This is a genomic window from Ensifer sp. MJa1 (assembly GCF_037026475.1).
Taxonomy (GTDB): Bacteria; Pseudomonadota; Alphaproteobacteria; order Rhizobiales; family Rhizobiaceae; genus Ensifer.
In genome coordinates this window covers 156324-162438 of the sequence record NZ_JAKUMO010000015.1, presented here as the reverse complement: position 1 = coordinate 162438, position 6115 = coordinate 156324, and the positions used below count along the sequence as shown (strand labels likewise).

6 protein-coding genes are annotated in these 6115 nt (G+C 60.2%); all 6 read right to left on the bottom strand.

Annotation, left to right across the window (positions count from 1 at the left end; all coding sequences use genetic code 11):
* Positions 1-111: 111 nt before the first annotated feature.
* Positions 112-381 (bottom strand): hypothetical protein, encoded by a 270-nt coding sequence (locus MKZ91_RS20285; protein WP_336172884.1) that lies wholly within the window; start codon positions 379-381, stop codon positions 112-114.
* A 78-nt stretch (positions 382-459) separates the two neighbouring features.
* Positions 460-1992 (bottom strand): D-alanyl-D-alanine carboxypeptidase, encoded by a 1533-nt coding sequence (locus MKZ91_RS20280; RefSeq protein ID WP_336172883.1) that lies wholly within the window; start codon positions 1990-1992, stop codon positions 460-462.
* Positions 1993-2175: 183 nt separating this feature from the next.
* Positions 2176-2910, bottom strand: a complete 735-nt coding sequence (locus tag MKZ91_RS20275; RefSeq protein ID WP_336172882.1) for a hypothetical protein — start codon at positions 2908-2910, stop codon at positions 2176-2178.
* Positions 2911-3191: 281 nt separating this feature from the next.
* A complete protein-coding gene (locus tag MKZ91_RS20270) occupies positions 3192-3800 on the bottom strand; it encodes a transglutaminase-like cysteine peptidase (protein WP_336172881.1) in 609 nt (202 codons plus the stop codon).
* A 648-nt stretch (positions 3801-4448) separates the two neighbouring features.
* Complete coding sequence (locus tag MKZ91_RS20265; RefSeq protein WP_336172880.1) at positions 4449-5057, bottom strand: PilZ domain-containing protein; 609 nt, start codon at positions 5055-5057, stop codon at positions 4449-4451.
* A gap of 108 nt (positions 5058-5165) precedes the next feature.
* The gene (locus MKZ91_RS20260) at positions 5166-5795 is read right to left on the bottom strand and encodes a PAS domain-containing protein (RefSeq protein WP_336172879.1); all 630 of its coding nucleotides are present in this window, start codon (positions 5793-5795) and stop codon (positions 5166-5168) included.
* Positions 5796-6115: the final 320 nt, after the last annotated feature.

Genomic DNA, 6115 nt, shown 5'->3' with positions numbered 1-6115 from the left:
AAAACAGCCCGAACAAAAATGCCTGCCACAAAAACAAAAACCCGCCGAAAATATCGACGGGTTTGTCAGCGGTCTGAAGGCGGCCTTCGCCGCCTTTCAGTTTTCTGGCAATCAGGTGATCCGCATCCGCAGCGGACGACGTCGGCTGGGTCCTGTCACGTGCAGGTGAATGCCGGCGCGGGGCTGGGTCGAGCGCCAGGCCCGGGCGCCATGCGTAAGCAACATGCCGACGAGGTCGCGCGTCTTCGCCTTTGACCGGTTCAGCCCGAGGTCGGCGATGCGCATCGCCGCCTCGTGCAGGGGATGCAAGTTGATGCGAGACGGCTTGCCGCGTCTCCCCGGCAGCGGGGTAACCCCCGGAACGTTCTCGTTCATTGCCATATTTAACCTCGTTACGCTGTACAAATCCGAGGAAGGCGGTCGGAAAAAATACACAACCGACCGCCGAAACTTTTCACCTTACTGCTGGCTCGCCCAGCAGGAAATGCCCTTTTTCTTCAGTGCCTTGCAGGCGTTGACTGCTGCGTCCTGGCCATCGAAGCCACCAAAGCGGGCGCGATAGACCTGGCCGAAGGCGACGGTAAAGGGGGTCGCGTTGCGCAGTGCCTTGCCACCCTTGTCCTTGGCGTTGCCAAGAAGGGTCATGGCCTGTTCCTTGTCCGGCGTCGCGCCGATCTGGATCACCCAGCCTTGCGGCTGCGCAGGCATCGGTTCGGCCTTGGCGACTTCAGCCGGCTCAGCCTTGGCGACAGCCTCGGCCTTTTTCGGAACCGAATTGGTGACCTGGGTGTCGACCATGTCGGCGGCGACTGGCTGACGAAGCTTCAGGCTCTGTGCGTCGAGCGTGTTGGGAACGATCCTCGGGGAAAGAACAGGGTTGTCCGATGCGCGCTTGTTGCCGGCATAGGCCATCTGCACGCTGCTTGCGTTTTCACCATTGTAACGGAAGTCCGGAACGGGGCCGGTGTTGGGCAGGTCGTGGCTGCTGGCCGCCGTTGCAACGACGGGCGTTTCGGCAACTGGAGCTGCTGCTGCCACCTCAGTTTCTTCGGCCGGAACCGGGGTCGGCTTGGTTTCGGCAATCAGGTTGCCGTCGCCACGACGGGACGCCGTCGGCATGTACTTTGCCACCAGCCGGCGCATCTGCGCATCGCGGCTGGCACCGGACGTGCCGCCCATGACAACGGCGACGATGCTGCGGCCGTCGACTTGGGCCGAGGTCACGAGGTTGAAGCCGGAGGCGCGGGTGTAGCCGGTCTTGATGCCATCGACGCCGCGCACATTGCCGAGCAGGCGGTTGTGGTTGCCGATCGTCTGCTTGCCGAAGCGGAAGCTGCGCGTGGAGAAATAGTCGTAATACTGCGGAAAATGCTGACGCAGCGCGAGGCCGAGACGAGCCTGGTCGCGTGCAGTCGTGCGCTGCTCGGGGTTCGGCAGGCCGTTTGCATTGCGATAGGTCGTGCGCGTCATGCCGAGCGCCCGGGCCTTGTTCGTCATCATGCGGGCAAAGCGCTGTTCGGAGCCGCCGAGATACTCGCCGAGGGCCGTCGACGCATCGTTTGCCGAACGGGTGACGAGCGAGAGGATCGCCTGCTCGACGGTAATCGACTGACCCGCGCGGACACCGAGCTTCGACGGCGGTTCGGCCGAAGCGTTCTTCGAGAAGGGAATGGTAGTGGACTTCGTGATCCGTCCAGCCTCGAGCGCCTCGAAGGTCAGGTAGAGCGTCATCATCTTGGTCAGCGACGCCGGATAGCGCAGTTCGTCGGCATCCTCGCCGTAGAGGATCTTGCCCGTCTTGGCATCTACGACAATGCCCGAATATTTCGGATTGGCATACTTCGAGGCCGCGAAGGCCGGCGCTGCAAAGGCGGCCGATGCAATGGCGCCCGCCAGGACGACGCGCCCTACCATCTTTGAAAGAGCGCCGAACGGGCGCTTCGCGAGATCAAAAAAACCGGATTGGGACACTACGCTACTCTTCATTCTCATGTCATGGGGTTGTCCGGACGCCGCCTCCGGGAACGACCGTTCTCGAGACAGTATCGGCATAGCGTTACCAATCGGTTTATGATGAATGATTGGTTTCCGGAAAAGGACGCATTCGTACAAGGACAATTCCGGTGTAGCGCAATGGTGCGGCGGCCATGCCTGCACCATATCAGTTGGACGAAATCAGGGCAGGATGCGGCTTTTGACAAAGGTGGCGATGGCATCATCGATCTGCCGCCACTGCGGCAGCAGCCTGTTCGAGAAGCGGTAGAGCACGACAAGATCCTTGCCGGCGTGAATGTCGCGCTGGCAATCGGCGCTGGTCGAGAGGGTTTGAGCGTCGGCCTGCAGGCAGCGAACGACATACGGCGTCTGGCCATTCCGCTCGGCCGTAAGGAAGACTTCGCCGGCATAGCTGGACGTCCGCTTGACCTGATGTTCCGTGAGGCCGCCTGGTCCGGGTGCCGGCGTGCCGTCGAACACCTGGGTGTAGATCGGTTCCAGCCGCCCGGACATGTCGCGCGACATGGTGCTCTGCGCAATCTGCAGGAATATCAGGTTTTCAGGTGCGTCGACGTCGTTGAAGAGGTCGCGGTTCGCGTCGCTGTAGCCTTCAAGCGCCGGCCAGGTCAGGTAGAGGTCGACGCGCTCGACGATCGATGTGGCGCGCTGTGCCTCGAAGCGGATCATGTTGGCGGGGAGGCGCAAATGATCCTGGCCGATGAAGATGTCGTAGGGCTCGCGGCTGGCGGTATGGCCAGCAAGCGCCAGGTTTTCGCCGAACCAGCGACCGGAGAGAGCGATGGCGGCAGTCAGGCCGGCAAGCAGCACAATGACGGCCGTCACGCGATAGACGAAACGAGGTGACAGCAGCGGCCGGAGTTCCGGTTCGTGAGTGCCGTTTGAAGCGCTGCTCATCTTTGGACTGACCTGTCCGCTATCGCGAGGGATCCGTTGGGCGCCTTACCTGTCGCCACGCACCAAACGTGCCTGATGTTGCTTGCCCGACGCTGGTCGAAGTTGGTTAATTTTCGGTAAATACGACCGGCGCTGTGCGACGGGTGGAACCTGCTCTCAAAAAAAGGCCGGTTCCGAGGGACAGCGGAACCGGCCGAGGCCCGGTCTGGACGGGGAAAGTGAATGGACCGGAGCCCTTTGGGGGAGAGAGGTGGCCGCTTACAGCACCTCTCATATGCGTCTCATTGGGTGCGTACGCTGCCGACGGCGACGGTGCGGCCGTCCTGAAGCTTGACCCAGCGACCGGAATGTTCGGTCGATTGCCGCTTGAGGTAGGTGTATTCGGTATCCGACCACGCCAGCACCTTGTTGCGCATGTTGTCGAGGATGAAGTCGCCGCGGTCCGTGCGGACGGTCAGAACCGCGTGGCCGTCGCCATTCGGTTGCAGCACGACGGTGATGAGAAGATCGGACGGGGAGAAGCCGTTCTCGATCAGCTTGCGGCGCTTCAGAAGAACATAATCTTCGCAGTCGCCAACGGTGTCCGGGTAGGACCACTTTTCTTCGACGCCATGGATTTCCATGTCGGTGAGCGGCGTGATCGCCTGGTTGACGTCGTAGTTGATCTCGAGAATCTTCTGCCAGCCTTCGCGCGTCAGGACCATCGGGCCGCGATCCTTGCCATTGGACGCGCACTCGGCCGAATAGGTCTTGCAGAATTCATAGTGGCCGATCGGCGGGTTGGTGGCGCCGGTGACGACCATGTTGGCCGGAAGTGCCTGGGCTGCTTCGATCAGTCCGCCGGTAAAAAGCATCGCAACCGCGATCATCTTGGTGATTGTCTTGAGCATCATTGTCTCCCCGTTATGGTTCGACAATGGCACAGACGTTTTTATCGCTCGCGAACTGGCGAGGTAAAAACAAGTACAAATGCGGATCGTATAAGAATAAAATAAGAATAGATTTTTATATGTATTTGAATCGTATTTGATTCAAATTTTATCGATTTCAAGCCTCTTGATCCGGATGATCGAAATTCATTCATTATCCAAGTGGCTGTATTGGCGTGTGTTTCTAGAGAAACTGGATCCGGCAAGCTTCAGGTGGCCTGGCACAGCGCGGACGAAGTCGGCATCGAAGGGGAACTACCCGCCCGCTTCGGTTGCGGTTTTAAACTTGCGACGACCTTACAGGCCGGGGTTTTCTGAAGAAAATATTTTTGTGAAATCCGAGGGCGGCTGGAGCGTGCCGCCACTTGCCCTGTCCCAGAATGAGCCAACTGATCGCATGCCGCTGCATGCGGTTCCGAGGGTGAGCCTGCTTCTGCCCGGTTGCCGGTGGGAGGCTTGAGGCGGAACCCTGGCGGGTAAACTCAGTCGGCGTCGCCGTTGGCGGTTTGCGCAACGGGCTGATCGTTCAGCAATGTCGGTGAAGGTCTTCTTGATGGACGGGCGTGGCGGTCTGCTTCGACACGTTGCCCGATCCCGTTCTCATGAAACTCAGAGAAACTCGGTCAGCGCCGCGCGGGACTGAATGCCCGAGAACTCGATGGCGCAGCCTTCCTGGAAGTGCCGGACGATCTTGCCCTTCATGTTGCCGAGCAGGACCGGCGTGCCGATCGGCGGGCGATTTTCGATGTCGACAGCGGCGCCGGAAAGCGAAAGGTCGATGATGCGGCAAGGGAGTTTGACGCCGGTGTCGAGCGTCAGCTCGGTTACAGTCTTGCGCGGCGCGAGACGGTCGTGGCGACGATCTTCAGGCAGGCCAAGTTCGTGCTTGTTGGCGATCCAGGTCAGTTGGGCTGCGAGTTTCTCGCGCTTGCGTTCGGTCGCGTTGAGCTGGATCACGAAAGCATCTTCGGCGATGCGCGACACGGTGCCTTCGAGGCGACCGACATGATCGATATAGGCGATGATGCGTTCGCCCGCCCGCGGGCGCGCCGGCGAGGCAAGCAGCACGTCGCCGGGCGACATGTCGACGGCGGTGCAGTCAAATTCGTCATGATTGGCAAGCATCAGCCGGCCAGCAAGGTTCACCGAAACGCGCTGAAATGCACCTTCCTGGCGCGGTTTCGGAGCGGAATTCTGTGCGTGCTGGAACGAAAACATGGTGTCTCTGCATGACGTATCTTGGCAGGCGGAGCTTAGAACGTTCGGGTTAATAGAAGGTTCGTCCTCCGGTTGGTCCGCGCGTCCATAGCGAGACATCGGCGACGATCAGCCGCGACGCCCGCCCTCCAGGATGCGCAGGTGTCGTACCTGACGGAACTTGCTTGAAACCCTTTCATCGAAAAGGAATTCCGCGGGCACTCGAGTGCAGTCCGCCGCCGGCTCGTCTCGGAACACAGCGGTGCGATCGGGGTCGAGCACCTTCATGCCGGTGACGTCGAGTGCTTCGATCGAAGTCGCATGCAACCATTGCGGGCGCGAAAGTGGCGAAAGCGCCCCAAGGATTCTGTCGCTTGCGCCTTCGCCGGACGCGAGCGGGAGTAGAAGTGTTTCGATTTCGATCTCGCGGTTATCGGCAGTGCGACCCTTGGCCGACAACATGACCGGCACGCGGTGCGTCATGACCTGGCCGGCTATGCGCTGTGTCTTGGCGGCCTGCGCGCCAAGCCAGAGCATGCCGAATTGCCGCGCGCGAAGTTCCAATCCGAAGAGGGCACAGACATGGGTTCCTGCGAGCCGAAACGAGATGCCGGCGTTGCGGTCACGCTCAAGCATGAACAGGTTCGGCAGCAAAGTGCGGATGTCTGATGGTTCAAGTTCGTCGCGGCGCGGTAGGTCGCGCTTGCCGCGAATGGTGTTCCAGTATCGGAAAAGCTCGATTGTCGTATGGCTGCGCATCGTAAATTCATTCCATCTGTACGGCCCTGTCTGTGCCGGTCTGGTACAGGCTTGGCCTCTCATTGCGGTTTTGAGATCAGCGGAGCGAAAACCGTGCCAGCCCGAAATTAAGGTTAACAATCGGTTTCGATTGCGTGTGCGGCGTATGACTGGCACTGGAGAGACATCACTTCACGAAGCGTTGTCTTCGGCACTTGAACTGGAGCTCGGATGTGAGCTTGGCGACCGTTCAGTTTTTGCTGGACGGTCTTTTTTTGTTTGCTTATGGCTGGTCGCCCCAGTCCGGTCCAAAATTCCGGCGATGCCTTGCCGTCGCCTCG